A 26143-nucleotide genomic window follows, 5' to 3' on the forward strand; every position below is an offset into this window, starting at 1 on the left:
AATGTCTATCACTGTCAATCCGCTTGGAACGGCGCGGTTTGGAGCATTGTTCCAAGGTGGAGTACGGTTCCACGATTGGAGCGATGCTCCAAAAGCTGCCTCCTGGGGGTTTCCGCCGGGTGGCCCTGGTCGAAGGAGCCTCAAGGTGTACGACGTCGTGATCGTGGGTGCCGGTCCGGTGGGCCTGTTCCTCGCCGGTGAGCTGGCGCTTGCCGACTGCTCGGTCCTCGTGCTGGAGCGGGACGAGGAGCGGTCTTCGCCGTGGAAGACGCTCCCGCTGGGGATGCGGGGCCTGAACGCCGGATCGGTGGAGACGTTCTACCGCCGCGGGATGCTGGAAGAACTGCTGACAGCCTCAGGCGCCGACGGGTCGCAGGTCGGCGCGGACCCCGGCGCGCAGGAGGCGCCGGCTCCTCGTGTCGTGAGCCATTTCGCGGGCATGCCGCTCGACCCGGCCGGCATCGACGCCGCCGCCCTCGCGTTCCGGCTGCCCGGCCCGGCGATGGAGGGCGTCATGACCAGCCTCGACGCGGTCTGCACGGTGCTGGCCGAGCGGGCGGCCCGGCTCGGCGTACAGGTGATGCGGGGTGTTGCCGTCGAAGCCGTGGCCCAGGACGGCGACACCGTCGTCGCACGAGCCGGCGGGCGCGACCACCGGGCGCGCTGGCTCGTGGGATGCGACGGCGGGCGCAGCACGGTGCGCGAGCTCGCGGGCTTCCGCTTCGCCGGCACCCCGCCGCTGTTCACCGGCTACGTCGCCCACGTCACCTTCGCCGATCCGCACACGCTGCGCCTGGGCTTCACCCTGACGCCGACCGGCATGTACCTCCGAACGCCCTTCGAGGGACACCTGGGCATGATGGATTTCGACGGCGGCGCCTTCGACCGTTCGCAGCCGCTGACGCGCGAACACCTCCAGACGGTCCTGCGCCGGGTCTCCGGCACCGGCGCGACCATCACCGAGGTGCACCTCGCCTCCAGCTTCACCGACCGCGCGATGCAGGCCACGACCTACCGGCACGGCCGCGTCCTGCTCGCCGGCGACGCCGCCCACATCCACTCCCCGCTCGGCGGCCAGGGCCTCAACCTCGGCATCGGCGACGCCGTCAACCTCGGCTGGAAACTCGCCGCCACCGTCCGCGGCACCGCGCCGGACGACCTGCTCGACACCTACACCGCCGAACGCCACCCCGTCGGCGCGGCGATCCTCGACTGGTCACGCGCCCAGGTCGCGACCATGAACCCCGGCCCCAACGCCCCGGCCCTGCGACGCCTCGTCCACGATCTGCTCGCCACCCGCGACGGCACCACGCACGTGTTCCGCAGCACCTCCGGGCTGTTCCACCGCTACGACCTGGGCGGCGAGCACCCGCTCGTCGGCCGGACCGCCCCGGACTTCCGCCTCGCCGACGGCACCCGCCTCGGCGACCTGCTGTGCGAAGGACACGGCGTCGCGCTCGACTTCACCACCGGCCAGTGCCTGCACGACGCGGCGACGAGCTGGAAGGGCCGGATCCGCTACGCGGCCGGGCCGGTGCGCGACGACCTCGGATTCGGCGCCCTGCTGATCCGGCCCGACGGCATCGTCGCCTGGACCGGCGGACCCGACCCCGATCCCGAGGCGTTCCGGCGCGCCGCGGCCCGCTGGTTCGGCGACCCGACCCCCTGAGAGGAGACCTCCGTGCCGAACGCGAACCCCACGCGGCCCGAGCTGAACAAGGAAGTGGTCCGCCGCTTCTACGAAGCCGTTCTCCGGCCCGGTGGCCCGGACTTCGCGACGATCGACGAGCTGACCGACGAGCAGGAGGTCGAGCTCAACTGGGGCCACCCCGACAGCGGCGTCCACAGGGAAGCCGCCATCGGGCCGGCGCGGCACCGGATGCACGAGCTGACCGGGCTGGACCTCTCGGCTATCAGCGTCGACGAGCTCATCGCCGACGGCCCCACCCGCGTCGTGGTGGTGGCCACGAACAGTGGCACCGACATCCACGGCACCCCGTGGAGGATGACCGTTCTCGAGCTGGTCGACGTGACGAACGGAAAGATCACCAAGAAGCGGTCGTTCTACCAGGACACCGCGCTCCTCCGGGATATCTCACTCGAACGCGAGGCGGCGCTGCCCCAGCGGGCCCGAGAAACCTGATCATCCAGCCGGCCCGCTTGCGTCACCACTGCAGAAGGCCGGCGTCCGGCGGTCACCACCCGACGGGGCCGAGGCGGTCGGTGAAGATTCCGCTCGGCCCGTCGGGACCGATCATGGCGAGTCCGACGATCGAGTCGGTGCCCTCGGTGACCGTCAGCTGACCGGTGTGGTTGTTCATGTCGGTGGCGGCGAACGTGTGGTTCGCGACTTCCCCGGGAGTGGTGGCGTTGAACTTGATCTCCGGGAGTGCCTGGGCGTACCGGACGGTGATCATGTTCAGTGCCGCCTTCGACGAGGTGTAGGCGAGTTCGTGCATCTTCGAAACGGGCTGCTCCGGATCGGTCACGACCGCGAAGGACCCGGCGGCGCTCGACACCATCACCACCCGGGGGCTGTGCGCCGCCCGCAGGAGGGGAAGGAACGCGTTCGTGACCCTGATCGGTCCGTAGACGTTGACGTCGTAGACGGAATGGATCTCGTCCGCCGTCGTCTCCGCGGGCGGGGTGACCCTTCCCGGCGCGCCCGCGTTGTTGATCAGCACGTCCAGGTGGTCGGTGCGCTCACGGACGAGCCGTACGGCGCGGGCCACCGACGCGTCCGATGTCACGTCCAGCGGGACCACGACCACCTCGACGCCGTCCGCGGCCAGCTTGCCGGCGGCCGCCCGTCCCCGGCTCTCGTCGCGCGAGCCGAGGAATACCGTCCATCCCTCCGTCCCGAGCCGGCGGGCCGCTTCGAGACCGAGACCCTTGTTGCCTCCGGTGACCAGCACGAAGGTCTGCTCCGAATTCGTCATCCGTCCTCACTTCTGTGGAGTCGCGTGCCGCTCGGATCGTCCGTGCGGCGTCCTGACGAACACGAGATGCCGGGGCACCGCAGCCTGTGACGGCGCGGTTGTGTGACGTACGCCACCTGTCACCGTGGTCACAGAATGCCGAGTGCAGGCATCTTGTGCGTGTGGCACAGTCGGGAGCGATCGGGCAGGAGCCGGCGATGGGCGAGGGACAGGTGGGCGCGGCCGGGCCGCTCGCTCATGGGGAGTCGGTGGACCGGGCCACCGAGGCGTTCGTCGCCCATCGCAAGCTGCTGTTCACCGTGGCCTACGAGATGCTCGGCTCGGCCGCCGACGCCGAGGACGTGCTGCAGGAGACCTGGCTGCGCTGGGCGGGCGTCGATCTCGATACGGTGCGGGATCAGCGTGCCTATCTGGTGCGGATCACCACCCGGCAGGCGTTGATGCGGCTGCGCGCGCTCGGCCGGCGCAGGGAGTCCTACGTCGGGCCGTGGCTGCCGGAGCCGTTGCTGACCGCGCCGGATGTGGCCGAGGACGTCGAGCTGGCCGAGAGCGTGTCGATGGCGATGCTGCTGGTGCTGGAGACGCTGTCGCCGACCGAGCGGGCGGTGTTCGTGCTGCGCGAGGTGTTCGACCTGGACTACGGCGAGATCGCCGACGCCGTCGGCAAGAGCCAGGCCGCCGTCCGCCAGATCGCCCACCGCGCCCGCTCCCACGTCGCCGCCCGCCGCCCCCGCGACGCCGTCACCCCGGACGAGACCCGCGACGCGCTGGACGCCTTCCGGCGTGCCGTCGAGACCGGTGACCTGCAACGTCTGCTCGACATCCTCGCCCCCGACGTCGTCCTCCTGAGCGACGGCGGCGGGATCAAGAAGGCGCTGGCCCACCCCGTCGTGGGGGCCGGCAAGGTGGCTCGTCTCCTCGCCGCCGGCCTGGACAGGTTCGGCGCCCGGGTGCGGATCGAGCCGGTGCAGGTCAACGGCTGTCCGGGCCTCGTCATGCGGATCGACGGGGAGATCGACGGCGTGGTGGCGTTGCAGATCGAGGACGGCCTCGTCACCGGGGTCTACTTCGTGCGCAATCCCGCCAAGCTGACGCATGTGGAACGCCAGACCGCGCTGAGCCGCTGACGCGCCGTCCGCGCCGGGTCCCTGCCGCACTGGGTCCCTGCCGCACTGGGTCCCTGCCCACGGGGTCCCTGCCGCATCGGGGACGGGTGCCGTCCGCTTCAGGGTCGCTTCAGGGACCGCCTCAGGGAGCATCCGCGGCGGCGGACTCGTCCTCCGTGCCGTACAGGCGGGACAGGTCCGCGACGGCCTCGGCCATCAGCGCGCGCAGCTCGGGCGGCTCCAGCACCTCGACGAGCACGCCCATGCGCAGGAACAGCCACCGGGCGTGTGTGAGGGACTCGATCGGCAGCGTCAGCCTGGTCCAGCCGCCGGGCTCCGCCCGTCCGTCGGCAAGCGCCTTGTCGACGACGTCCTGCCCGACGGTGTATCGGAGCAGGCCCTCCGCGCCCGGCGCGAGCCGCACCACCGCCTCGGCCGTGTACATGCGCGAGGCGAAATCCGCGGCGAAACCGCGCCAGAACTCGGCGAGGTCGAAGTCCGGCGGCCGTTCGAAGCGCTCCGGCAGCACCTCGGCCTCGATGATGCGGCCCACCCGGTAGGTCCGCACGGTGCCCGAGCAGGCGGCGGCGAGATACCAGGAACCCCCCTTGAGAACCAGTCCGTAGGGATGCACCAGCCGTTCCACCTCGGTCGGCCCCCATCGGCGGTAGCGCAGCCGGAGCACCCGCTCATCCCACACCGCCTCCGCGACCTCCGTGAGGAACGGCGCCTCGTCGGCGCTGCGATACCAGCCCGGCACGTCGAGGTGGAACCTCTCCCGCATCCTGGCCGCATGAGAGCGCGGCTCGGGCGGCAGCGCGGCCAGCAGCTTCAGCTCCGCCGCCGCGGCGAAGTCGGCGAGCCCGAGCTCGGCGGCGGGGCCGGGCAGCCCCGCCAGGAACAGCGACGACGCCTCCTCCACTGTCAGCCCGTTAAGCCGGGTACGGTAGCCGTCGAGCAGCCGATATCCGCCGAGCGGCCCGCGGTCGGCGTAGACGGGCACACCGGCGGCCGAGAGGGCCTCGACGTCCCTGTAGACGGTGCGGACCGACACCTCCAGCTCTTCGGCGATCTCCGTGGCGGTCATCCTGCCGCGTGTCTGCAGAAGGAGCAGCAGGGACAGCAACCGGCTCGCGCGCATGCGACCAGTCTGCCACCTTTACAAAGTAGATTTATTTGCTTTCGCACATGGACTGTGTTCGAATGCACGCATGGAAGGTGCCGATCGGATCCGGGCCATCATGAACGCGCTGCGTACGTCCGACAGCGTCTCCGTGGCCGAACTCGCGCTGGCGTACGGCGTCTCGGAGATGACCATCCGGCGTGACCTGGACGAGCTCGCCCAGCAAGGCGTGGTGCGGCGCGTCCGCGGCGGCGCCCTGAGCCTGCTGCTGCGCGGCGAGGAGCCGCCGTTCGGCGTGCGCGAGCGGGAGGCGATCGACGCCAAGCGCCGCATCGCCGCGGAGGTCGCCGGCCTGCTGGCCGACGGCGAGGCCGTGCTGCTCGACGGCGGCACGACCGCGCTCGAAGTCGCCCGAGCCGTGCGCGAACGCCGGCTGACCATCCTGCCGCTGGCACTGCAGGCGGCACAGGAGCTGGCGGGCGCGCCCCGCATCCGCCTCGTCCTGCCCGGCGGGGAGGTGCGGCACGGGGAGATGAACTTCGTGGGGCCGCTCACGGAGACGTCGATCAAGGCCCTCCGGTTCGACACCGCGGTGATCGGCTGCTGCGGCCTGTCGGCCGAACACGGCCTGACCGCGCACGATCTGCCCGAGGTGGCCATCAAGCAGGCCGCGATCGCCTCGGCCCGCCGCGTCGTCGTCGCGTGCGACTCGGGCAAGTTCACCCGTACGGCCTTCGGCGCCGTCTGCGGGCTCGACCGGCTCGACGTGGTCGTGACCGACGAGAACATCCCCCGAGATCAGCACGACGCCCTCACCGCCGCGGGCGTCACCGTACGCACCGTCCCCGCCTCCGTTCCGGTCGGCTGACCATCGCCTCCGCTCCCCGGGAAACCGGCGTCACCGGTGTCGCGGCCCGCCGACGTCCAGGTATCGCCCCAGGCCGCACCTGCACCCGACCCCGGAGGCACCCGCGCCGGATTCCGCGCTATCGGCAGCCCCACGGGCGGCGTCCGCCGTCGCCTCGGCTCCAGGCCATGCCCGGGCCCCCGGGCGCGCCGGGAGGCGCGAACACCTCCCGTGATCGTTCGCACAGATCGCCGGCAGATCCGGCTTCGCGACCCCACCCTGCATTCCACCCTGCAATTCCACCCTGCAATTTCACCCGTGATCCCACTGGCGACGACACCCGCGACGACACCCGCGACGACACCCGTTACGACACGGACGAACCTTCCGGCATGAACCTCCCAGCCGCCCCGAGGAGCACCACATGGTCGTGTCCGCCCCCGCCCGCCCGGCGCTTCTGCGCGCTCGCGTGGCCGTCTACGGGCTGTTCCTGCTGTCCGGCATGGCCATGGGCACGTGGACCAGCCGGATCCCCGCCATCAAGGCGGCCCTCGGGCTGAGCGACGGCGCGCTCAGCCTGGGACTGCTCGGCATCGCGGCCGGGGCCATCACCGGCATGCAGGTCGTCGGCAGGCTGGTGGACCGCTACGGCAGCTACCGGACCATGCTGCCGGTGGCCATGGCCCAGGGCCTCGTCCTCGTGTTGCCCGCCTACATGCCGAACCTGCCCGCGCTCGCGCTCTCCCTTTTCGTGTTCGGCGCGGTCTGCGGCACGCTCGACGTCGCGATGAACGCCAACGCCGTGGTCGTGGAACGGGCGTCCGGAAAGTCGATCATGTCGTCCTTCCACGCCGTGTTCAGCGTCGGAGGGTTCGTGGGGGCGTCCGCCGGCGGCATGTTCGCCCACGCCGGGATGAGCCCCGGCGTCACCTTCGCGGCGATGGGCGCGGTCATCCTGCTCATCGCCCTGCTGAGCGCCCGCTGGGCGACGCGCGACGCCCCGGCGCGGGAGACGGCGAAGGCGGGCTCCCCCGAAGCGCGGCCCGCACGCCGGCGCGTCGGCGCCACCGTGCTGCTCCTCGGCGTCCTCGCGTTCTGCTGCATGATCGGCGAAGGCGCGGCGGCCGACTGGAGCTCGGTCTACCTGCGGGACAACCTGGGCTCCTCCCCCGGCTTCGCCGCCGCCGCGTACGCGGCGTTCTCGATCATGATGACGGCGGGCCGGTTCGCCGGGGACCGCCTCGCCGCCTGGCTGGGCCAGGTCACGCTGGTGCGCTGCTGCGGAGGGCTCGCCGGGGCGGGTCTCGCGGCCGGGATCCTCATCGACGAGCCGGTCGCCGGGGTCGCCGGATTCGGCCTGTTCGGCGCGGGTCTTTCGTGCATCATCCCGCAGGTGTTCTCGGCCGCCGGGCACCGCGACCCGGCCCAGTCGGGGCGCGCGCTCGCCGCCGTGGCGAGCCTCGGCTACACCGGTTTCCTGGCCGGTCCCGTTCTCATCGGCGGGCTGGCCGAGGCCGTCACCCTGCCCTACGCGCTGCTGGTGCCCGCCGTGCTCGCGTTGTTCGTGGCCCTCACCGCTCCGGCGCTGCGCTCGCCCCGTCCCGCGCCCGATCGCCGCGCCGAGCCCGCCCGCGACTGAGGCGTACGGCGCCCGATGGTTGGATCGCGCGGGGCCGGGCAGTGGAGGGGCGTGGTCGTCAGCAACGATCCCGGGGACCCGGTCCCCGCGCACCGGCGGCTCGCGGCGATGCTCCGGGAGGAGATCGTCCACGGCCGGATCGAGCCCGATCGCCCGCTGCCGTCGGAGGAGTTCCTCGTGCGCGAGTACGGGTTCGCCCCCGACGACGTACGCCGCGCCGTCGAGACGCTCAGCGGCGAGGGGCTCGTTTACACGGTGGAGGGACAGGGGGCGTACGTGTCCACCCGGGCCGAGGAGACGGGCGGCGGCTGACAGGCCGGCCGCCGCCCGCCCCCACACCTACGACTGCGCGCCCTGTGCCGGCGAGCGGGGCTCGCGCCACATGGGGTACATGACCGGGCCGCCGGGCAGCCGCACCAGCTCGGGCATGTCGGCGTAGCCGTGGCGGAGGTAGAGCCGCCGGCTCGCCTCGCTGCTCGCCTCCAGGTAGGCGGGGATCCCTTCCGCGTCGAGCCTGCGGTGATGCTCCTGCAGCAGCCGGGTGCCGAGGCCGCGGCCGATCCTCGCCCTCTCCAGCGCGAGGAACGCCAGGTAGTGATGCGGGTCCTGGGGGTGGATCTTCTCTGTCACCTCCCCGAAGAGGCGGTAGCGCTCGGCGTTGTCGCCCGCGAAGGACGCGATCGCCTCCTGCTCCCCCGGGATCTCGGGGAACGGCGCGGCGAACCAGACCGCCACACCGGCCAGCTCGCCCGACTCGTGGATGCCGTAGACGTCGCCGTGCTCAAGTGCGTGCGCGGACCACATGGTGAAGAACCGCCGCTGGATCGGCAGCCGGTCTTCCGCCTGCGGGATGAGCCACCGGGTGATCTCGTCGGTGTGGAAGGTCTCGGCGATGAGCCCGCCGGCCGCCGCGGCGTCCGTCATCCGGGTGATCTCGATCGTCACTTGGCGCCCCCGCCGACGGCCTGGGCGCCCAGGCCGATGTTGGCGTACACCTCGGGCCTGGTCGACTTCAGCACCCGGCCCCAGATGAGGCCGAAGACGATCGCGACGACGAAGATGCCGGGCAGGATCCAGCGGAGGATCGAGTCGGGCTCGACCCCGAGAACCGTGTCGAAGTTGACCAGGGTGAGCGCGATGATCACGCACAGCGCCACGATCGCCAGAGCCGGGGCGATGCGGGTGCGCCAGATCGTCTCCCCCCGCGCGTCGCGCGAGAAGAACACGATCACCGAGATCGAGGTGACGGTGAGCAGGGTCAGCAGCCCGAGGCCGCCGAAGGTGCCGAAAATGAAGAACATCTTGGTGACCGGGTCGAGGCCGGAGACCGCGTAGACGACGATCACGATCAGGCCGAGCACGGTCTGCAGCAACGACCCGGAGATCGGGGCGGCGGTGCGGGCCGAGGTGCGGCCGAAGATCGAGGGCAGGACGTTCTCCCGGCCGAGGGCGAAGATGTAGCGGGCCGTGGTGTTGTGGAAGGCGATCATGCAGGCGATGCTGCTGGTCACGAACAGCACCGAGCCGATCGTCGAGACGGCGCCGCCCAGATGGAGGGCGGCCTGGTTGAAGATGAGCTCGGTCCCCTGCTCCGAGGCGGCCTTGACGATGCCGTCCGGCCCGGTCGGCACGGTCTGGGCCCAGGCGGAGAACGCGTACAGCAGGGCGATGATCGCGATGCCCAGGTAGGTGGCGATCGGCACGGTCCGGTGACGGTCCTTGGACTCCTCGGCGAAGACCACCGACGACTCGATGCCGGCGAACCCCGCGACGACGGTGGCGAGCGCGGCGCCCACGCCGGGCACGAACAGGGCGCCGGGGGTGAAGCCCTCGAAGCTGAGGCCGGCCGGGGCGGCGTGGGCCACGTCGCCGAGGTCGAACAGCAGCACGATGGCGATCTCACTGACGAGCAGGACGGACAGGATCTTTCCGTTGACGTCCACCCGCAGCAGGCCGAGCACGCCGGTCAGCGCCCACGCCACGAGCGCGATCACCCACCACGGCGGCGAGCCGCCGAACCAGTCGACCAGCAGCGGCTCGGCCGCCGAACCGATGATTCCGTAGAGGCCGAGTTGCAGCGCGTTGTACGCCAGCAGCGCCACCCAGGCGGTCGCGACTCCCTGGGTGCGGCCGAGCCCCTGTGCGGCATAGGCATAAAAGGCGCCCGCGTTCACGACGTGCCGCGCCATCGTCACATATCCGACGGCGAACAGTGCGAAAACCGCGCCCAGCATCAGGAATGCGAATGGGACACCGATGACGCCGGTCACCGTGTACGCCGTGGGAACCGAACCCGCGACGACCATCAGCGGCGCCGCCGCGGAGATGACGAAGAACACAATGGACGGCACGCCGAGCCGGTCCTCGGCCAGTGCGGCGGTGACGGCACTCGGCCGTTGTTGTGTGAGGGACACCTGAAAACTCCGTGTGAGGGGGGTGGAGGTCACCGGCGGCTGATGACGGCCTGGCCGACGGCGACCTTGGTCTGGGCGATGAGCCTCCGCAGCGGCATGGGGAGCATGGCGGTCGCGGCGGCCTCGAAGCGGGGATCGTGCTCGGACAGGACCCGCTGGGCGCAGCCTGCCGCGGCCAGGAGCCCCAGGAGGACGCAGTCGCGGTCCACCGGCGGCTTGCGCCGCTGGATGGCGAGATTCAGGCGGGCGAGCGGCCACGCGGCGGTGTTCATGTCCGCGGGGGCCGCAGGCTGCTGCTTCAGCAGGTGCCTGACCGGCGGCTTGAGCAGCTTCGCGGCGATCATCCTGGCGGTGACGTCGGCGTAGATCGTCCGGGCGAAGAAGAGGAGCCACGTGCCGATCGGGTGGTGCGGTTCGGCGATGACGTGCCCGAGCACCGCACTGGTGAGCGGGTCGCCGGTGGCCTTCTGGACCGTGACGTAGAGGCGTTCGGGGTCCGCCGCGAAGTCGAGCGCCACGTGCTCGGCGAGCATCAGTTCACCGAGGATCCCACCGGCGAGCGCCAGCCCCGTGAGCCGGGGATGAAGCAACGGATGCCCCGTCACATTGTCGTGCAGGACAAAGTACAGGTCATCGACAAGGGACGGGCTCGAAAGATCGCTTTCAGCCACGGTCGGCGATGATATAGGCGAAATGTTCCATCTGTCATCGCGCAAATTCACGTTCTTGCGATCTCTGACGGAATAGGAGAATTGTGCCAACCGGAACGTAGTTTTCGGTTAATGCGCTTACGGTCCGCCTCCATCAGGGTCACGACGGGCGACGGAACCCGCCCGGAGACCGGCGCGGCCCAAGACCGGCGATCGGACCGGGACGATGAAGGCGGCCCGCCGCCCGCGATGAGCGTGCCGGGCCTCTCATCGGATCAGGGCGTTGGCCAGGATCGTGAGCACGATCGACGCCACGATCGAGATGATGATCATCAGGAGACAGCCCACCGCTCCCCCGAGTGGCCGAATCTTGATATTTCCGGGCATGGCGTCCTCCCCCGCGGTCGTTCCTGCGCCAACCCGGATACACCTGACCCGGAATACGCCCGCGCCCGATGTATCCGAGAGAGGCGCGTCCGCCCCCCCAGATGCGCCTACCCCTGGCGCTCCTGCCGAACCAAGCCCGGTTTGTCTGTTTTGCCGCCGGGCATCGACGGCCTATGACCATCCAGGACGACAGGGGCGCGGCGGCCCTGGCCCGCGCCCAGGGGCTTTTCAACGTCGCGGGCGGGCTGTGGCCGCTGCTGCACCTGCAGAGCTTCGAGAAGGTGTTCGGCGCGAAGACCGACCGGTGGCTGGAGCGCACCGTCGCCGGGCTGCTCGTGGGGATCGGATGGACGCAGATCAGGGCCGCGTCCACGCCCGCCGGCGCCGACCACGCGCGCCGTCTCGGCGTCGCGACGGCGGCGACGCTGCTCGCCGCCGACCTGATCTACGTGCCCGCGGGCCGCATCCCGCCCACGTATCTGCTCGACGCGGCGGCCGAGGCCATGTGGCTGCGCGCCTGGCGGGCCCGCGCCGTACGGCCGGAGCCTCCGTCCACCCGCGCCGGTGCGGCGTTCGCCGCGGCGGCGGCGCTGGCCGCCGGGTGCGTCGCGGGCGGTGTGCTGGCCGCGCGGCTGCTGCGGCGGCGACGGGCGGAGCCGGACGAGTCCGAGCTCACCCGGGCCCGGTACATACGTCACCCCGCGGCGCGATGAACGGCGCGATGAACGGCGCGATGAACGGCGCGATGAGCACAGGGGACGCAGAGCGAGCACGCCGTCATCCGGGCAGGGTCTCGCCGCCGATCGGGGCGAGGATCTCACCGGTGTAGTACGACGACAGCCGGTTGGCGGCGAAGAACACGTACGAGGGGGCGATCTCGTCCGGGTCGGCCGGCCGTCCCATCGGCACCTGCTCGCCGAACTTCTCCACCTTCTCCTCGGGGAACGTGGACGGGATGAGCGGCGTCCAGACCGGGCCGGGTGCCACGGCGTTGATCCTGATCCCCCGCTCGACCAGCGCCTGCGCCATGGAGTAGGTGAACGCGTTGATCGCGCCCTTGGTGGCGGAGTAGTCGATCAGGGTCTTGTTCCCGCGCAACCCGTTGATCGACGAGGTGTTGACGATCGAGCCGCCCTCGGGCATGTGCCGCAGCGCGGCCTTGGTCACCCGGAAGTAGCTGTGGATGTTGACCGCGAAGGTGCGCTCCCACTGCTCGTCCGGCAGCTCCTCCAGTGACCGCACCGGCGTCTGCGTGGCCACGTTGTTCACGAGCACGTCGATGCCGCCGAACTCGCGGACGGTGCGTTCCACGACCTCCTCGCAGTGACGGGGATCGGCGAGGTCGCCCGGGATGGTCAGGCAGCGGCGGCCCTCCTGCTCGACCAGCTTCCTCGTGTGCTCGGCGTCGTCGTGCTCGGTCAGGTAGGCGATCGCGACGTCCGCGCCCTCCTTGGCGAACGCCACGGCGACGGCCCGCCCGATGCCGGAGTCGCCGCCGGTGACGAGGGCGCGCTTGCCCGCCAGCAGGTCGCGCCCGATGTAGTCGCGCATCTCGTCCCTCGGCTCGGGCGTCATCTCGCCCGTCCGGCCGGGGTACGGCTGCGTCTGCGGTGGCGGTGTGGATTTCGGCTGCTCGGACATGCAGGTCGGCTACCCCCGCCTGTCCGCGGCAAACGGCCGGCCCGCCGAGCGGCCGTGTGGATGCGCTCGCCCGATGGATACACACTGTTACCTATCCATCACGCTTTACCGTAACTAGAAGGGACATCGGGTATGACGTTGCCATGACTTCCCGGTCGCGGTTCGCTCCGCTCGACGTGGTCTGGAGAACGTGCGACGCCGCGCCCGAGTGCCTGGGCGTCGTCCACGAGCCGTACGGGAGATGCCTGGCGCACCTCACCCCGGCCGAGGCGGCGGCGTTCCTGCGCGGCCTGACGCCCGGCCAGGCCCTCGACCTGCGCGGCACCCTCCTGCCCGAGGAGATGGTCACGCGGGTCCTCGACGGCGTGGAGCGCCGTGTCGGCAGGGCGAGGTTCGACCGCGCGGTCTTCATGGGCCCGGCCCGCTTCGGCGACGTCGTCTTCGCCGCCGACGCGACCTTCGACCACGCCAGGTTCGACCGCCTCGCCTCGTTCTACGGCGCCCGGTTCCTCTGCAACGTCTCCTTCCGCGAGGCCCGGTTCCAGCGCGAGTTGTCCCTGCACGACGCGCGGGTGCGCGGCCATGCGGCGTTCGACCACGTCACGGTGCGCGGCGACGCCCTGTTCGGCGCGGCGCGGTTCGGCGCGGCACTGTTCGGTGCGGCGGGGTTCGGCGGCCCGGGGAACACCCGGTTTCAGCGGGCCTCGTTCCAGAAAGCGCAGTTTCACGGATTCGCCGTGTTCGACGCGGCCGTCTTCCACGGGGACGCGGCCTTCCGCGGCGCCCGGTTCCACCGGGCCGTCTCCTTCCGGGACGCGGACTGCGGGGCGAGCGCCGAGTTCCAGGGCGCTCACTTCGAGGGGGCGGCCTACCTCGGCCCGATGCGGATCGCGCGGCGCCTGTCACTCGCGGGCGTACGGGCCTGCGCGCGGTTGCACGTCGACACAGGCGGGTGCCGTGTGGTGCTTCGCTCGGCGGCCGTCCTGGGGCGGCTCGCCGCACGGCTGTCCGACGCCGAGCTCGACCTGGACGGCGCGAGGGTCGCCGGGCTGTCCGAGGTGACCCGGCGCTCCGGCCGGCTGCGGGTGACCTCGCTCGACGGCCTCGACGCGGACGCGCTCACGCTGACCGGGGCGGACCTGCGGACGTGCGGGTTCGGCGGGCTGCACCGCCCCGAGGGCCTGCGCCTGCGGGAGTGCGTGTTCGCCGCGCCCCCGGGCGGGCTCGGGCTGCGCCTGGGCTGGCCGCCCGTACGGTGGTGGGGCCGCCGCCGGGTCATCGCCGACGAGCGCCTGTGGCGGGGCTGGGGAGCGCAGGGTCCGGACGAGCCCGCGCCCGACCCGGCGCGCCTGGCGGTGCTGTACGAGCGGCTGGGGCCGGGCGTCGACGACGCGCGGGTCGCGGCCGATTTCGCGTTCGGCGCCATGGAGATGCGGCGGCTGGGCAGCCCGCGCGGCCGGATGCGGCTGCTGCTGTCGCTCTACTGGCTCGCCTGCGGGTACGGCCTGCGCGCGGGGCGGGCCCTCGGATGGGTCGTGCTGGTGGCGGCCGTCGCCGTGGGCGCGGTGTGCTGGGCCGCCGGGGTGCGCCCGCCGGACAAGCCCGCCGTCCAGCGTGTCCGGGTCGGTGTCGTACGGCCCGTGGCGTCCTTCTCCCACCCGGCGCGCGGGCTCGGGGGCTGAGGACCGGCCAGGGAGCATCGAAGACTTCGATGCTGAGGACCACAAGCGTTCACGATTGTTACGGCCGTTACCTCCTGTCGCCAGCATAAGCTCAATCGTTCGCAAAACAGGAGGTTCCATGACAAAGCGCCTATATGTGGCCATAGTCGGCGCGCTGGTCGTGTCGGCGCTCGCCGGCGGCTGCGGGCGTTCGTCGTCTGGAGCCGCCGCGGGCGACAACGCGGCGGCGACGACGGGCAAGACCGCGAAGGACCTGGTGCCCGAGGACGTGCGCGAGACGGGCACCCTGCGGGTCGCGACGTCCGAGGGCTACCCGCCGATGGAGATGTACAAGAAGGGCACCCAGGAGCTCACCGGCGTCGACCCCGACCTCGGCGCCGCCATCGCGGCCAGGCTCGGGCTGAAGTTCTCGATCACCAACGCGGCCTTCGACGGGCTCATCCCCGGCCTCCAGGGCGGGCGCTGGGACATTGTGATGTCCTCGATGAGCGACACCGAGGAGCGGCGCGCGGCGGTCGACTTCGTCGACTACTTCAACGCCGGCGGCGCCATCATGGTGAAGAAGGGCAACCCGGACGGCATCAAGAACCTCGACGATCTGTGCGGCCGCACGGTGGTGCTGGCCAAGGGCAGCTCCAACCTCGCCATCGGCGAGAAGCAGAACGAGAAGTGCGCCACCAAGATGAAGATCATGCAGAGTGAGGACGCGCCCACCGGCCTGCTGTCGATCGACTCCGGGCGCGCGGTGGCCACGATCGTCGACTACCCCGTCGCCGTCATGTACGCCAAGGACACCGGCAAGTACGACGTGCTGCCCGAGCAGTACGACGCCGGCCCGTGGGGCATCGCCGTCGACAAGCGCAAGACGGCGCTGCGCGACGCGGTCGCCAAGGCGATGGAGGAGCTGCAGGCCGACGGCGGCTACAAGGCCGTGCTCGACAAGTACGGCGTGACCGCCAACGCCGTCGACGGCGTGCTGGTCAACACCCAGCCGTGGAAGTGACGCCGGAGAGGGCGGCCGGCGTCGAGCTGCCGATCGAGGCCGTGCGCCCCGTGCGGCCCGGCCGGTGGCTGGGGGCCGCCGTCGCCCTCCTCTTCCTCGTCTGGCTGGCCTACACGATCATCGTCAACGAGAACCTGCACTGGGACGTCATCGTCGCCTACCTGGCCGACGGCAGGATCCTCGGCGGCCTGTGGGTCACGATCCAGCTCACCGTGCTGTCCATGGCCATCGGCCTGGCCCTGGGCGTGCTCGCCGCCGTCATGCAGCTGTCGGACAACCCCGTGCTGCGCGGCACCTCCGCCCTCTACACGTGGTTCTTCCGCGGCACGCCGCTGCTGGTGCAGCTCATCTTCTGGTTCAACATCGGGCTGGTCTTCCCCACCTTCGCCGTCGGCCTGCCGTTCGGCGGGCCCAAGCTGATCGAGTGGCAGGCGAACGCGGTCATCACGCCGTTCACCGCCGCGCTGCTCGGCCTGGCCATCAACGAGGGCGCGTACATGGCGGAGATCGTCCGCGCGGGCATCCGCTCGGTCGACCCGGGCCAGCGGGAGGCGGCCGAGTCGCTCGGCATGTCGCACCGGCAGGTGCTGCGCCGCGTGGTGCTGCCGCAGGCCATGCGGGTGATCATCCCGCCGACCGGCAACCAGTTCATCTCGATGCTGAAGACCACGTCGATGGTCTCGGTGATCGCCGGGGCCGAGCTGCTCACCGTGGCGCAGCGCATCTACCTCGGCAACTTCGAGGTCATCGCGATGCTCATGGTCGCGTCGATCTGGTATCTCGTCCTCACCACGATCGCCAGCGTCGGCCAGCACTTCGTCGAGAAGCGGTTCGAACGCGGCCACGTGCGGCTGTCCTCCCGGGTCCGCCGCAACCTGTCGCCCCTGCCCGCCAAAGAGCCGCCGCCGTCGAAGGAGCCGTCATGAGCGCCCCTGACCAGCCCATGGTGCGCATCCGCTCCGTCCGCAAGCGCTTCGGGTCGCTGGAGGTGCTCAAGGGCATCGACCTCGACGTCCCCGCCGGGGAGGTGGTGTGCGTCGTGGGCCCGTCGGGGTCGGGCAAGTCGACCCTGCTGCGCTGCGTCAACCGCCTGGAGAGCATCGACTCGGGGCGGATCTGGGTGAACGGCGAGCTGATGGGCTACGCCGAGCGCGGCGGCCGGCTGCACGCGCTGCGCCCCCACGAGCTGTCGCGGCAGCGGCGCGGCATCGGCATGGTGTTCCAGCGCTTCCATCTGTTCCCGCACCGCACGGCGATCGAGAACGTCATGGAGGGGCCGGTCACCGTGCTGGGCACGCCCGCCGCCCAGGCCAGGCGGCAGGCGGAGGAGCTGCTGGAGCGGGTCGGCCTGGCCGACCGGGCCCACCACTACCCGTCACAGCTGTCCGGCGGCCAGCAGCAGCGGGTGGCCATCGCCCGCAGCCTCGCCATGCGGCCCAGCCTGATGCTGTTCGACGAGCCGACCAGCGCGCTCGACCCCGAGCTCGTGCAGGAGGTGCTGGCCGTCATGCGGGACCTCGCGGCGACCGGCATGACCATGATGGTCGTCACCCACGAGATGAACTTCGCCCGCGAGGTCGGCGACCAGCTCGTGTTCATGGACGACGGCGTCGTCGTCGAGCGCGGCGACCCGCGCGAGGTGCTCGCCGCCCCCCGCCACGAGCGGCTGCGCGCCTTCCTCGGGCAGGTCCAGTGAGCGCCCTCGACCTGCTCGTGCGGGGCGGCCTGCTGGTGGACGGCACCGGCCGCCCCGGCAGGCCCGCCGACGTCGGGGTCGCCGCCGGAAAGGTGACCGTGCTCGCTCCGGGCGAGGCCGCGGCCGCAGGCGCGGCCGAGGTCGTCGACGCGCGCGGGCACGTGGTCTCCCCCGGCTTCGTCGACGTGCACACGCACTCCGACGGCGTCACGCTGCTCGGCGCGACCGGCGGCGGCTCGGCGCTGGTGCGGGCCTCGGTGCTGCAGGGCGTGACCACCGAGATCTGCGGCAACTGCGGGTCCGGCCTCTTCCCCGCTCTGCCGGAGCGGCTGCCCGCCATGCGGGCCGAGACGCGGATCACGTTCGGCGGCGACGTCGGCGCGTACGCCGACTTCTCGAGTTTCGCCGCCGCCCACGCCGGGGTGCCCCGGGCCAACCATCTGGCCTCGCTCGTCGGCCACGGCACGCTCCGTGCGGGCGTGCTCGGGCCCGTCGACCGGCCCGCCCGTGCCGACGAGCTGCGCACGATGTGCGCGTTGCTCGACGCCTGCCTGACGCAGGGCGCGGCCGGGCTGTCCACCGGCCTGATCTACACCCCCGGCTCGTACGCGGGCACCGACGAGGTGGTGGCGCTGGCGGCGGTGGCCGCCCGGCACGGCAAGCCGTACGTCACCCACCTGCGCGACGAGATGTCACGGGTGGAGGAGGCGCTGGAGGAGGCGGTCGAGATTTCCCAGCGGAGCGGCGCGGCGCTGCACGTCTCGCATCACAAGACCGCGGGCCGTTACGCCTGGGGCCGCACCGAGCGCACGCTGCCGCGCATCGCCGCGCTGCGCGCCGAGGGCATGGACGTGACCTGCGACGTCTACCCCTACACGGCGGGCAGCACGGCGCTGTCGGCCATGCTGCCGCCGTGGGCGAACGACGGCGGCCTGGGGGCGCTCACGGCGCGGCTCGGCGACCCCGCGCAGCGCGACCGGATGCGCCGGGCCATCGCCGAGGGCGTGCCCGGCTGGGAGAACACGGTCGGCAACGGGGGCTGGGACCGGATCTCGGTGGCGTGCGCGCCCCGCCACCCGCAGACCGAGGGCAGGACCATCGCCGACCTCGCGGCCTCGGCGGGCGCCGACCCTCTCGACGTGGCCGCCGACCTGCTGGTGGCCGAGGCGGGCGAGGTGACGATCATCAGTCACTCGATGGTCGAGGAGGACGTGCGGCGGGTGCTGGCGGCGCCGTACGCGATGATCGGCTCGGACGGTGTGCCGAAGCCGGGCGGGCGTCCGCACCCGCGCTGGGCCGGGACGTTCCCCCGGGTGCTGGGGCGCTATGTCCGGGAGCTGGGGCTGCTGCGGCTGGAGGAGGCGGTGCACAAGATGACCGGGATGGCCGCGGCGCGCTTCGGGCTGGCCGGTCGCGGCGTCATCCGCGACGGCGCGCACGCCGACCTGGTGGTCTTCAACCCCGCGACGGTGGCCGATCGGGCGACGTTCGCCGACCCGCTGCTGCCGCCCGCCGGGATCGGCGCGGTCGTCGTCGGCGGTGCGGTCGTGGTGCGCGGCGGCGAGGAGACCGGCGCCCGGCCGGGAAAGGTGCTGGCCCTGTGACGGACGAGGTGACGGACGAGGTGACGAACGAGGTGACGAACGAGGTGACGAACGGCACCGGGCCCGGCCCGCTGGAGCGGGCGGCGGCCGCCTGTCCGGGCACGCTGGCCGTCTGCGTCCCCGGGGTGCTCGCCCTGAACGACGACGTGGTGCTGCCGCTGGCCAGCACCGGCAAGGTGCTGCTGCTCGCGGCGCTCGCGCAGGACGTGGCGGCGGGCGTCGTGGACCCCGGCGAGCGCGTGACGCTGCTCGACGAGGACTACGCGGGCGGGTCGGGCCTGCTGACCGGCCTGTCGGCCCGCGACTGGACGGCCGGAGACCTCGCGCTGCTCACCGCCGCCGTCAGCGACAACACCGCGACCAACGCGCTGCTGCGGCGGCTCGGGCTCGGCCGGGTGGACGCGGCCGCCGCCGCGCTCGGGCTGACCGTGACCCGGATCCACGACAAGATCCGCGAGCCCCGGCTCCCGGAGCATCCGCCCTCCTTCGCCACGGGGACGGCGCGCGAGCTGGCGGGCCTGATGCGGTCGCTGGCGTACGGGCGCGAGCCGTGGCGGCGGCTGCTGCTCGGCTGGATGGCGCACAACACCGACCGCGCGCTGGTGCCCGCGCTGCTCCCGCACGAGCCCGAGGACCGCGACCCGCCGGCGGTCCTGCCGTACGCCGCGGGGGTCTGGGTGGCGAACAAGACCGGCACGGACGCCGGGACGCGGGCCGACGTGGGCGTCATGGCCGGGGCGCGGTGGGAGGGCTACGCCGTGCTCGCGCACGGGCCGGCGGGCCGCGAGCACGGTCTGGTCGAGGCGATCCGGCAGGCGGGTCTGGCCATTGCGGGCACCGTCCTCCCTGCCGGATGAACCGCGTATGACCAGGTCTGACACCGGGTCGCCGATACTGTCTCACCGATACTGTGTCACGATACTGGGGGAATGCTCAGCAGCCACCGCCTCAAGGTGCTCCTGGAGGTCTTCAGGACCGGGAGCATCGCCGGAGCCGCCAAGTCCCTGCGGCTGTCGCCCTCCGCCGTCTCCCACCAGCTCGCCCGGCTGGAGGAGGAGGCGGGGGTCGGGCTGGTGGAGCGGGCCGCGCACAGCCTGCGGCTGACCGCGGCGGGCCGTCGCCTCGCCGGGCGGGCCCAGGAGGTGCTCGACCTCATCGAATGCGCCGAGAAGGACCTGCTCGCGCAGGCGCGGGCGGACGCCGGGCAGCTGCGCATCGGGTTCTTCGCCTCCGCCGGCTATCGCCTGCTGCCGATGGCGTTGTCGTCCTTCACCGCGCGCCACCCGGGCGTCGAGCTCGATCTGGTGCTCGGGCAGCCGCACGAGCTGCTGCCCGACGTGGAACGCGGCGAGCTCGACGTGCTGGTCGTGTTCGAGCACGCGCTCGATCCGTGGAAGGCGCCGAAGGGCGTGGAGGTCGTCCACCTGTTCGACGAGCCGCAGCTCCTCGTCCTGCCGCTCGGCCATCCGGCGGGGCACCGGCCCCGGGTGCGGCTGACCGACCTGGCCGACGAGCCGTGGATCACGACGTTCGGCACCGAGACCCCGGTGTCGGTGCTGGAGCGGGCCGGCGCGCTGGAGGGGATGACGCCCACCATCCGCTGCCGCAGCGACCACTACGAGGTGACGCTCGGCCTGGTGCGGGCCGGGCTCGGCGTGGCCCTCGTGCCGAGCCTCGGCGTGCAGGGCGCGGCGGGCATCCAGGTGTGCCAGGTGGACGGGCCCAAGCTCTACCGGCGGGTGGGCGCCGCGCTGCGCCCCACCAATCCCAATCCCGCGCTGCGCGCGTTCGTCGACTACCTGAGGGACGCCTCGGCCCGCCTCAGCGTGACCCTCCGGTAGACATGCGGCGCCCGGCCCACCGTGCGGTGGGCCGGGCGCCGGTCCGTCACCAGTTGCCGAGCCTGCGCGAGCCGTGCTCGCCACGCTCGTGCCGGCGGTACGCCTGCGCCATCGCGAGTGTGGCGGCTCCCAGCGCCACGGTCACGATGCCGATCGCGACGTTGTTCCAAATCGTCGTCGTGGTGGCCTCACGTCCCCCGCGCACCACAAACGGCGAGACGATCGCCCACACGCCGAGCAGCGGGAGAAGCCAGCCCATGCCGTAGGTGCGCCCGAAGGCGGACGCGAGCCCCAGAGCGAGGGCGCTGATCACGAGGCCGGTGATCAGGTTGTTGACGGTCATGCCCCGGAATCCGAAGAACCCGACGATCCATGGCGATAGGGCCAGATACAGGCCGGCCAGGAAGGCTAGCCCCTCCAGCACCTGGGCGGGGGCCGTCGAGCCCGCCCGATCGTACGTCTGGCGTAGCTCGCTCACGTCGGAATGACGTTCGAGGCCGGTGGGTCCAACCATGTCTGGTTCCGCCTTTCCTGCTGCGTACGTTTGCGCAAACGGCCATACCCCGCTAAATCTCGGCATTCTCGATTTCAATTAATATTCCCGTATTTATTCGGCAATCGCCGGACAAATACGGTTGGGAGCGTTCAAGGCGACATGCGGCGGGAATGGCCGGGCAGGGTAGCGGTGGGGCCTCGACGAGAGGCGCCGCAACGAGAGCCCGAGACGGGGCGCTGGGGGTCATGATCGCTGTAGTCCTGGCGTTGCTCGCCGCGGCGGCCAACGCCGTCGCGTCCGTACTGCAGCGCCGGGCCGCCCGCAACGCCCCGGCCGACGAGGCGTTCCGGATCGGCCTGATGTGGGACCTCATGCGGCGGCCCACCTGGCTGGGCGGCATCGGCGCGCTCATCGCGGGCTTCCTGCTGCAGGCGGCCGCCCTGACCTCCGGGGGGCTCGCGCTCGTCCAGCCCCTGCTGGTCGCGGAACTGCCGATCACGATGCTCGTGGGGGGCTGGATGTTCCAGGTTCGGGTCACCCCCCAGACGTGGCTGGCCGTCGGTGCGCTGACGGTGGGACTCGCCGGGTTCCTCGTGTCGGCGTCGCCCACCCCCGGTGATCGGCTTCCCGGCCCCCTGACCTGGGTCGTCTCGGCGGGGGTGACCGCCGGGCTGCTCGCCTGCTGCGTGGCCGCCGCGATCGTCTGCGGCGGGCCCGCCCGCGCCGTGCTGCTCGGGGTCGCCGCCGGGCTCGGCTTCGCCTACACCGCCGTGCTCATGAAGCGCACGGTGGAGGAGTTGCCGGCGGACCCGCGGACGCTCGCCGGCTCCTGGTCGCTGTGGGCCATGGTGGCGGCCGGTTTGTGCAGCCTGTTCCTGCTGCAGAACGCCCTGCACAGCGGTCCGCTCGTCGCCGTGCAGCCCGCGCTGACCGTGACCGACCCCGTGGCGAGCACGGCGTACGGCGTGGCCATGTTCGGCGAGGACATCCGCACCGGCCCGTGGGTGGTGCCCGAGCTGACCGGCATGGCCCTCATCGCCTACGGCAGCGTGCTGCTGTCGAGGTACGCCCCGCTCAGGGAGCAGGCTCACATGGCCGGGGCTCATCCCGGAGCGGGAGGTCAGGGAGAAGAAGGGACTCGGCCGGCGCCGTGGTGAACAGGGCGGCCGCTCGCGCGGTGAGCGCGGCCCGCCCGGGCAGGCCGGGTTCGAGCCGGTCGAGCGCCCGCAGCAGGTCGGCGCGGCGGCGCGCGTGGACGCCGACCCCGGCGTGTGCCATCGCGAGCACGCCGTCCCTGCCGTGGCCCGCGATCGGCCGGTGGGTGACGACCGGCACTCCCGCCGCGAACGCCTCCCGGCAGGTCAGCCCGCCCGCGTTGTCCACCAGCGCGTACGCGCAGGCGAGCAGGTCCGCCAGGTCGTCCCGCCAGCCGAGGGCGACCCCCGTTCCGGCACGGCCGAGCAGCCGCCCGAGGCGGCGGCGCAGGCGCTCGTTGCGCCCGCACAGCACGACGGGCGCGTAGCGGCCCGAGCGGGCCACGAGCCGGGCGGTCGCCGCGACCCTGCCGACCCCCCAGGAGCCCGCGCAGACGAGCACGATCCGGTCGGCGTCGCGCAGGCCGATGCGGGCCCGCACGTCCGCCGCCGCACCTGCGCCGGTCCCGGGCGCGCCGGAAACAGGCACGGCGAACTCGGGGCGGACGATCGGGGCGCAGCGGAAGGCCGGGCGGCCGAGGGCGGCCGTCACCGCGAGGGCCGTGGACGTGTCCGGGCACAGGTAGCGGTCGTTGCCGGGGTGCAGCCAGAGGCGGTGCACGGCGAAGTCGGTCAGCACGACCACGCTCGGCACGGCCAGCCGTCCCCGCTCGCGCAGATGCCCGGCGGCCTGCGCGGCCACGTGGAAGACCGGCACCACCAGGGAGGGCCGCACGCGGCGCACCGCACGGGCCAGCCCGGCCGCGGCCAGGGCCGTCAGCGGCGAGGTGGAGGGGGCCCGGCGGGAGACGAAGAAGACGCGGTAGACCAGCGCGTACAGCCACGGCGACCGCAGCATCACGCCGCGATACCACCACCGCAGGAGCGCGCCCAGCCGCAGCGGCAGCAGGGCGAGCACGTCCACGACCTCCGCACGCGTGCCGGCGGCGGCCAGGCGGCGGGCCAGCTCGGCGGCCACCGCGTCGTGGCCCGCGCCCATCGAGGCGCTGACGATCAAAGCCCTGTCCCTCATGCTCACGACCCTCCTTCCGGGGCGGGGGGAGGCGTGACGGACACTGGAACGCGATGAGACCTCACGCGCTGGTCGTCGCCGGGCTGGCCCTGGTCCACGCCGGGCCGGGAGCCGCCTGGCTGCCCGCGGTCCGCCGCCTGCTGCCGTCGCTCGCGGGCGAGGGCGATCCCGGGCACGTGGCGCTCACCTTCGACGACGGGCCCGACCCGCGATCGACCCCGCTGTTCCTCGACGAGCTTGACCGGCTCGGATGCCGGGCGACCTTCTTCCTCCTCGGCGAGATGCTCGACCGCCGTCCGGAGCTCGGGCGGAGCATCGCGAGGGCCGGGCACGAGGTGGCCGTGCACGGCTGGCGGCACGACAACGCCCTGGTCACCCGGCCGGGCCGGGTCGCGGCCGAGATGGGCAGGGCCGCACGCCTCGTCGCCGCCGTCACCGGCACACGCCCCTCGTGGTATCGCCCGCCGTACGGCGTGCTGAGCGCGGAGGCGCTGGTCGCGGCCCGGTGGCACGGCCTGCGCCCGGTGCTGTGGACGGCCTGGGGCGAGGACTGGACGCGCCGGGCCACGCCCGGCTCGGTGCTGCGCACCCTGGAGCCCGGCCTGCGCGGCGGGGCGACGCTGCTGCTGCACGACTGCGACCACACCTCCGCCCCGGGTTCGTGGCGCTCGGCGCTGGGCGCGCTCGCCGGCGTGGTCGCGCGCTGCCGCGCCGCCGGACTGCGTGTCGGACCGCTCGGCGCCCACGGCGTGGGTGTACCCGGCGGCGGCGCACGGCCCCACCGGCTCCCGGCATCGGCAAGCTTTTACCTGCGGACGGAAGCCTAAAAGCCCGGAAAAAGGAACGCTCGTCATCAGCATCCTTTTCAGCTACACTTTTGCGCTTTTTTCCGAATATCGTCCGGCGCAGTACGCCGCTTTTCCCGCCGGGTTGCCCACGTAAAAGCGCCCGCCCGGCCTGTCGGGGTTTGTGGTGAATTGCGGTGGAGATTCTTCAGGCATGTCCGCAGCGGACGTACGCGACGCCGCGCACCGGGAGAACTTCCCGGTGGCCTCCCGCCTGCTTCCGCGCGCGTACCGCCGCGACCTGATGGCGGTGTACGGCTTCGCCCGCTATGTGGACGACGTCGGCGACGAGGGGGACCCCGCCGGGCGGTCCGCCCTGCTCGACGAGGTGGAGGCCGACCTCGGCCGCCTGTACGCCGGAGGGAGCCCGCGGCTGCCCGCCGTGCGGGCGCTGGGGCCGCTGGTCGCCGGGCGGGGCGTGCCGCGGACGCCCTTCCTCCATCTCGTGGAGGCCAACCGGCGCGACCAGGCGGTGCGGCGCTACGACACCTTCGCGCAGTTGCTGGCCTACTGCGAGCTGTCCGCCAACCCCGTCGGGCGGATCGTCCTGCACGTCTTCGGCGTGGCCACCCCGGAGCGGGCGCGGCTGTCGGACCGCATCTGCTCGGCGCTGCAGGTGATCGAGCACTGCCAGGACGTGGGCGAGGACCACGCCCGCGGCCGCGTCTACCTCCCCGGCGAGGACCTGCGCAGGTTCGGCTGCCGCGAGGCAGACCTGGACGCGCCGCGCACCTCCCCGCGACTGCGCCGGGCCGTGGCGCTGCAGGCCCGCCGCGCCGCCACCCTGCTGGACGAGGGCATGCCGCTGCTGGAGACGCTGAGCGGGTTCGCGCGCACCGCGGTCGCCGGCTATGTCGCGGGCGGCCGGGCGGCGCTCGCGGCGCTGGAGCGGGGCCGGCACGACGTCCTCGGCGGGGCGGTCCGCGCGCGCCGCCGCGCGGTGCTGAGCGAGTGGGTGCGCGTGCTGAAGGAGGTGAACGGTGACGGTTCCCGGCGCGATTCCTGATCCCGTTCCCGATCGCCCGCCCGGCCCCGCCCCGCATCGCGCGGGGGACGACCCGCCCGGTCCCGCGCTGCGCCCCCTCACGCCCATTCCCGTGCCGATGCCGGTAGCGGTGCCCGTTCCCGTGGCCTACCGGTATTGCGAGCGCGTCGTCCGCACCCGCGCGCGCAACTTCGCCTACGGCATCCGCCTGCTCGCCCCGCCCAAGCGCCGCGCGCTCAGCGCGCTCTACGCCTTCGCCCGCCGGATCGACGACATCGGCGACGCGGCCGGGCCGGTGGACGCCCGGCTGTCGGCCCTGGAGCAGGCCCGCGCGGGACTGCGGGCCACCCTGCCGGACCTCGCCGACCCCGTCCTGGTGGCGCTGCGCGACACCGCCGCGCGCTTCCCCGTCCCTCTGGAGGCGTTCGAGGAGCTGATCGACGGATGCGCCGACGACGTCGCGGGCGCGTGCTACCAGTCGTACGAGGACCTGGTCGGCTACTGCCGGGAGGTCGCCGGGTCGATCGGACGGCTGTCCCTCGGCGTGTTCGGCCTCGCCGGCGGGGCGGCGGCCGAGCAGCGGGCCCTGCGGCGGGCGGCGCGGCTCGCCGACTCCCTGGGGGTGGCGCTCCAGCTCACCAACGTGCTCAGGGACCTGCGCGAGGACCGGTGCGCGGGCCGGGTCTACCTGCCCGCCGACGACCTGCGCAGGTTCGGCTGCACCCTCGACCTGGACGCGTCGGGGGCGTTCGCCGATCCGCCCGAGCGGCTGGCTCGGCTCATCCGCTATGAGGCGGGCAGGGCGCTCGGCTGGTACGCCGAGGGGATGCGCCTGATCCCGCTGCTCGACCGGCGCAGCGCGGCCTGCACCGCGGCGATGGCGGGCATCTACCGGCGGCTGCTCGCGCGCATCGCCGCCGACCCCGGCCAGGCGCTGGCCGGGCGCGTGTCGCTCACCCCGTGGGCGAAGGCGATGGTCGCGGCGCGGGCGATCACGGGAGCGTCCCGATGAACGGCCG

Annotated in this window: 26 protein-coding genes; 18 read left to right on the top strand and 8 right to left on the bottom strand. The window is 72.6% G+C overall.

What is annotated here, in order from left to right:
* The first annotated feature begins 145 nt into the window (after positions 1-145).
* Complete coding sequence (locus FLX08_RS10580) at positions 146-1669, top strand: FAD-dependent oxidoreductase (RefSeq protein WP_142618355.1); 1524 nt, start codon at positions 146-148, stop codon at positions 1667-1669.
* Between the two features lie 12 nt (positions 1670-1681).
* Positions 1682-2143, top strand: coding sequence for a nuclear transport factor 2 family protein (locus FLX08_RS10585; protein ID WP_142618356.1), 462 nt, complete (start codon positions 1682-1684; stop codon positions 2141-2143).
* A gap of 52 nt (positions 2144-2195) precedes the next feature.
* Here the strand turns inward: FLX08_RS10585 and FLX08_RS10590 are convergent, their stop codons facing one another.
* A complete protein-coding gene (locus FLX08_RS10590) occupies positions 2196-2939 on the bottom strand; it encodes an SDR family NAD(P)-dependent oxidoreductase (RefSeq protein ID WP_142618358.1) in 744 nt (247 codons plus the stop codon).
* A gap of 197 nt (positions 2940-3136) precedes the next feature.
* On the opposite strand from FLX08_RS10590, the gene FLX08_RS10595 reads away from it, so the two are divergent.
* On the top strand, positions 3137-4066 hold the full coding sequence (locus FLX08_RS10595) for an RNA polymerase sigma-70 factor (protein WP_142618639.1): 930 nt from the start codon (positions 3137-3139) through the stop codon (positions 4064-4066).
* A gap of 121 nt (positions 4067-4187) precedes the next feature.
* On the opposite strand, the gene FLX08_RS10600 is transcribed toward FLX08_RS10595, so the two are convergent.
* Positions 4188-5186: a helix-turn-helix transcriptional regulator gene (locus tag FLX08_RS10600; RefSeq protein WP_142618360.1), complete on the bottom strand. Its 999-nt coding sequence runs from the start codon at positions 5184-5186 to the stop codon at positions 4188-4190.
* A gap of 70 nt (positions 5187-5256) precedes the next feature.
* On the opposite strand from FLX08_RS10600, the gene FLX08_RS10605 reads away from it, so the two are divergent.
* From FLX08_RS10605 to FLX08_RS10615, 3 genes are all read left to right on the top strand, one after another.
* Positions 5257-6036, top strand: coding sequence for a DeoR/GlpR family DNA-binding transcription regulator (locus FLX08_RS10605; protein ID WP_142618362.1), 780 nt, complete (start codon positions 5257-5259; stop codon positions 6034-6036).
* Between the two features lie 403 nt (positions 6037-6439).
* The gene (locus FLX08_RS10610) at positions 6440-7654 is read left to right on the top strand and encodes an MFS transporter (RefSeq protein WP_142618364.1); all 1215 of its coding nucleotides are present in this window, start codon (positions 6440-6442) and stop codon (positions 7652-7654) included.
* A 51-nt stretch (positions 7655-7705) separates the two neighbouring features.
* The gene (locus tag FLX08_RS10615; protein WP_167530352.1) at positions 7706-7966 is read left to right on the top strand and encodes a winged helix-turn-helix domain-containing protein; all 261 of its coding nucleotides are present in this window, start codon (positions 7706-7708) and stop codon (positions 7964-7966) included.
* Positions 7967-7993: 27 nt separating this feature from the next.
* Here FLX08_RS10615 and FLX08_RS10620 read toward each other — a convergent pair whose 3' ends face one another.
* The 3 genes from FLX08_RS10620 to FLX08_RS10630 are packed head-to-tail and all read right to left on the bottom strand — an operon-like array spanning position 7994 to position 10739.
* Positions 7994-8599, bottom strand: a complete 606-nt coding sequence (locus tag FLX08_RS10620; RefSeq protein ID WP_142618368.1) for a GNAT family N-acetyltransferase — start codon at positions 8597-8599, stop codon at positions 7994-7996.
* Positions 8596-10068, bottom strand: coding sequence for an APC family permease (locus FLX08_RS10625; protein ID WP_142618370.1), 1473 nt, complete (start codon positions 10066-10068; stop codon positions 8596-8598). The genes FLX08_RS10620 and FLX08_RS10625 overlap by 4 nt, the downstream gene beginning before the upstream one ends.
* Before the next feature lie 29 nt (positions 10069-10097).
* The gene (locus FLX08_RS10630) at positions 10098-10739 is read right to left on the bottom strand and encodes a GOLPH3/VPS74 family protein (RefSeq protein WP_167530353.1); all 642 of its coding nucleotides are present in this window, start codon (positions 10737-10739) and stop codon (positions 10098-10100) included.
* 539 nt (positions 10740-11278) lie between these two features.
* Here FLX08_RS10630 and FLX08_RS10635 point away from each other — a divergent pair.
* On the top strand, positions 11279-11818 hold the full coding sequence (locus FLX08_RS10635) for a hypothetical protein (protein WP_208761379.1): 540 nt from the start codon (positions 11279-11281) through the stop codon (positions 11816-11818).
* A 64-nt stretch (positions 11819-11882) separates the two neighbouring features.
* On the opposite strand, the gene FLX08_RS10640 is transcribed toward FLX08_RS10635, so the two are convergent.
* Positions 11883-12746 (bottom strand): SDR family oxidoreductase, encoded by an 864-nt coding sequence (locus FLX08_RS10640; protein WP_142618374.1) that lies wholly within the window; start codon positions 12744-12746, stop codon positions 11883-11885.
* Between the two features lie 143 nt (positions 12747-12889).
* Between FLX08_RS10640 and FLX08_RS10645 the strand changes: the two genes are divergently transcribed.
* From FLX08_RS10645 to FLX08_RS10675, 7 genes are all read left to right on the top strand, one after another.
* A complete protein-coding gene (locus FLX08_RS10645) occupies positions 12890-14428 on the top strand; it encodes a pentapeptide repeat-containing protein (protein ID WP_142618376.1) in 1539 nt (512 codons plus the stop codon).
* A gap of 118 nt (positions 14429-14546) precedes the next feature.
* Entirely contained in the window at positions 14547-15431 is an 885-nt protein-coding gene (locus FLX08_RS10650; RefSeq protein WP_142618378.1) for an ABC transporter substrate-binding protein, read from the top strand.
* Entirely contained in the window at positions 15422-16357 is a 936-nt protein-coding gene (locus tag FLX08_RS10655) for an amino acid ABC transporter permease (RefSeq protein ID WP_142618380.1), read from the top strand. The genes FLX08_RS10650 and FLX08_RS10655 overlap by 10 nt, the downstream gene beginning before the upstream one ends.
* Positions 16354-17127 carry an amino acid ABC transporter ATP-binding protein gene (locus FLX08_RS10660; RefSeq protein WP_142618382.1) on the top strand — a complete coding sequence of 258 codons (774 nt, stop codon included), beginning with the start codon at positions 16354-16356 and terminating at the stop codon, positions 17125-17127. Before FLX08_RS10655 ends, FLX08_RS10660 begins: the two co-directional genes overlap by 4 nt.
* The gene (locus tag FLX08_RS10665) at positions 17124-18731 is read left to right on the top strand and encodes an N-acyl-D-amino-acid deacylase family protein (protein WP_142618398.1); all 1608 of its coding nucleotides are present in this window, start codon (positions 17124-17126) and stop codon (positions 18729-18731) included. The genes FLX08_RS10660 and FLX08_RS10665 overlap by 4 nt, the downstream gene beginning before the upstream one ends.
* Positions 18728-19588, top strand: coding sequence for a serine hydrolase (locus FLX08_RS10670; RefSeq protein WP_244312537.1), 861 nt, complete (start codon positions 18728-18730; stop codon positions 19586-19588). Before FLX08_RS10665 ends, FLX08_RS10670 begins: the two co-directional genes overlap by 4 nt.
* A 72-nt stretch (positions 19589-19660) precedes the next feature.
* A complete protein-coding gene (locus FLX08_RS10675; protein WP_142618400.1) occupies positions 19661-20572 on the top strand; it encodes a LysR family transcriptional regulator in 912 nt (303 codons plus the stop codon).
* A 46-nt stretch (positions 20573-20618) separates the two neighbouring features.
* Here FLX08_RS10675 and FLX08_RS10680 read toward each other — a convergent pair whose 3' ends face one another.
* Positions 20619-21050: an SPW repeat protein gene (locus tag FLX08_RS10680; protein ID WP_208761380.1), complete on the bottom strand. Its 432-nt coding sequence runs from the start codon at positions 21048-21050 to the stop codon at positions 20619-20621.
* Between the two features lie 263 nt (positions 21051-21313).
* Here FLX08_RS10680 and FLX08_RS10685 point away from each other — a divergent pair, with 263 nt between their 5' ends.
* Positions 21314-22225, top strand: coding sequence for a DMT family transporter (locus FLX08_RS10685; RefSeq protein WP_142618404.1), 912 nt, complete (start codon positions 21314-21316; stop codon positions 22223-22225).
* On the opposite strand, the gene FLX08_RS10690 is transcribed toward FLX08_RS10685, so the two are convergent.
* Positions 22143-23294 (bottom strand): MGDG synthase family glycosyltransferase, encoded by a 1152-nt coding sequence (locus tag FLX08_RS10690; protein WP_142618406.1) that lies wholly within the window; start codon positions 23292-23294, stop codon positions 22143-22145. The two genes, FLX08_RS10685 and FLX08_RS10690, sit on opposite strands and share 83 nt — an antisense overlap.
* A gap of 53 nt (positions 23295-23347) precedes the next feature.
* Between FLX08_RS10690 and FLX08_RS10695 the strand changes: the two genes are divergently transcribed.
* The 3 genes from FLX08_RS10695 to FLX08_RS10705 all read left to right on the top strand — a co-directional run bounded on the left by FLX08_RS10695 (position 23348) and on the right by FLX08_RS10705 (position 26136).
* On the top strand, positions 23348-24121 hold the full coding sequence (locus FLX08_RS10695; protein WP_142618408.1) for a polysaccharide deacetylase family protein: 774 nt from the start codon (positions 23348-23350) through the stop codon (positions 24119-24121).
* 172 nt (positions 24122-24293) lie between these two features.
* The gene (gene hpnC, locus FLX08_RS10700; RefSeq protein ID WP_142618410.1) at positions 24294-25145 is read left to right on the top strand and encodes a squalene synthase HpnC; all 852 of its coding nucleotides are present in this window, start codon (positions 24294-24296) and stop codon (positions 25143-25145) included.
* A complete protein-coding gene (locus tag FLX08_RS10705) occupies positions 25120-26136 on the top strand; it encodes a phytoene/squalene synthase family protein (RefSeq protein WP_244312538.1) in 1017 nt (338 codons plus the stop codon). Before hpnC ends, FLX08_RS10705 begins: the two co-directional genes overlap by 26 nt.
* The last annotated feature ends 7 nt before the right edge of the window (positions 26137-26143 follow it).

Origin of the sequence: Microbispora hainanensis, assembly GCF_006874475.1 — a bacterium.
Classification (GTDB): domain Bacteria; phylum Actinomycetota; class Actinomycetes; order Streptosporangiales; family Streptosporangiaceae; genus Microbispora; species Microbispora hainanensis.